This is a genomic window from Listeria valentina (assembly GCF_011800755.1).
In the GTDB taxonomy this organism is placed as follows: domain Bacteria; phylum Bacillota; class Bacilli; order Lactobacillales; family Listeriaceae; genus Listeria; species Listeria valentina.
This window is the reverse complement of sequence record NZ_JAATJW010000119.1, coordinates 1-2277: the sequence shown is the minus strand read 5'-3', so window position 1 is coordinate 2277 and position 2277 is coordinate 1. Positions and strand designations below refer to the sequence as shown.

Sequence of the window (2277 nt, the reverse complement as noted above, 5' to 3'; positions counted from 1 at the left end):
ATTTAAAGGAGTGAGAATTATGGGGATTTGAATAAGAATTAAATCTGTTTTTAAAACAGTTGGATCACAGTTTTTGAAGATACTGAGGAAAAGGGGACAGGATATGAAGAAAATTTTATCAGCATTAGTTGTTGCAATGTTAGTATTTCTCACTATTTCACAAGCAATCACGCCGTTTAAAGCAAAAGCTGCGGAAACAGGAGTTACACTTGAAGTAGGTACTGAACAACAGCTGAAAGATGCGTTGAATAATGATTTAGTGACTAAAATTGTTTTAACAAATGATTTAGATCTAAATGCTTCAATGAATTATACAGTCAAACATGATGTAACAATTGAAGGTGGAAACCACAAAGTTGCACTTAACAATAGCAGTTTTGTGAGTGATTTGTCTGGAGCGGCAAGTGTCACTTTCTCTAACATTAATTTTACATCAACTTCTAGACCTATCTTTAAAACGAGTGTAGTTAATTACTCGGTTACGTTAGAAAACATAACTCTAAATGGTACTGAAGCTGTTTCGAATACAAACGGGACAACTTATGTAAAAGGAAATAATAGTATTACTACTACAGGATCAACTGATGTTTTCAGCGTGAAAAATCTTATTTTTGATAATACTTCAACAACAACTATCAAAAATACGGGAACTGCAAATACTATTCGAGCTTATTCATCAGGAAATGTACAAATTAATGCAGGTGCTAAATTATCAATTGATTCACAAGCAATGGGGATTTATCTAAGTGGTTCGCAACAGGAGCTAATTGTTGGGGACTCGGCTACTCTTGATGTTGTAAGTAGGTATGAAGGCGTTAAAGGTGTAGACGCTAGTGCCACTTTCTCTACTGGAAGTAAAGTGAAACTGAACTATCAAAAAGCAAGTGTTTCTTCGAAATCACGAATCTACATCAATCAAATAACAATGACAAAAAGTGCATCAGTAGAAGCGCTTTCTTCTCCGATTGCTTTATATGCAGTACAAATTTCTCCATCAGGAAAAATAGTAATGGATAGCGTGGCTTATTTTGATTTCAGAAACGAAAATCCTGCTGGTTTAGCTCTTTATATGGAAGGCAATGGTGGAATTCTTCAAACGACAAGCCAAAATATAGCAGCATGGGAAAAAGGAACGGATATTTTAGGAACGCCTAAATATACTTGGAAAAATCTAACATCACTTACAGATATTTATGGTAATAATAGCGAAGTTTCAACAACAAACGTTCCAGCTTTTGCAACAGAATTTAAAAATCAAAATTTCCAAAGATTGTCAAATGGATCCGTTACGAATGATAAACCTGTTATTAATGCGGGAGACAGTACGATCAAAGTTGGGGATACATTTGATCCAAAAGCAGGCGTAACAGCAAGTGATACAGAAGATGGCGACTTAACAAGCTCGATTGAAGTAATAGCAAATAATGTAGACACAAAAACACCTGGTACGTATGAAGTTACTTATAAAGTAACAGACAGTGACGGCAACGAAACAACGAAAACAGTTACAGTCACAGTGGGTACAAATGATAAACCAGTTATTAATGCAGAAGATAAAACAATCAAAGTTGGGGATACATTTGATCCGAAAACAGACGTAACGGCAAGTGACACAGAAGATGGCGATTTAACAAGCGCAATTGAAGTTACGGCGAATAACGTAGACACAACGAAAGCTGGAACTTACCAAGTAAGTTATAAGGTAACAGACAGCGATGGGAATGAAGCAACGAAGACGATTACAGTCACAGTGGGTACAAATGACAAACCAGTTATTAATGCAGAAGATAAAACAATCAAAGTTGGGGATACATTTGATCCGAAAACAGGCGTAACGGCAAGTGATACAGAAGACGGCGACTTAACAAGCGCAATTGAAGTTACAGCCAATACGGTAGATCCAACAACGGCCGGCACATATAAAGTGACGTATAAAGTGACAGACAGTGATGGCAACGAAACAACGAAGACAATTACAGTAACAGTTGAAAAAGAAACTGAAGGTACAATAACGGCCAATGACTTTACAATTGGAACGGATAGCTATGTAAGAGGCACGTATACGGGCGATGTAGAAAAAGTTCAACTTGTGGTCAATGGTGAGGCGAAACAAACGATCACAGTAACAGGTAATGCATATCAATACTATGCGAAAGACAAGATTTTAAACGAAACAGATGAAGTTTACGTGGTTGCGTTTGATGCAAACGGCAAAGAATTAGACCGTGCTCAAGTTAATGTGAAGAAACCAACTGCAGGGACAATTACAGCCAATGA

The 2277-nt window shown here is 36.8% G+C and carries 1 protein-coding gene; it reads left to right on the top strand.

The features are described 5' to 3' along the window. Positions 1–103: 103 nt before the first annotated feature. On the top strand, positions 104–2277 hold a 2174-nt coding region (locus tag HCK02_RS13620; protein ID WP_208970489.1), incomplete at its 3' end, for an immunoglobulin-like domain-containing protein.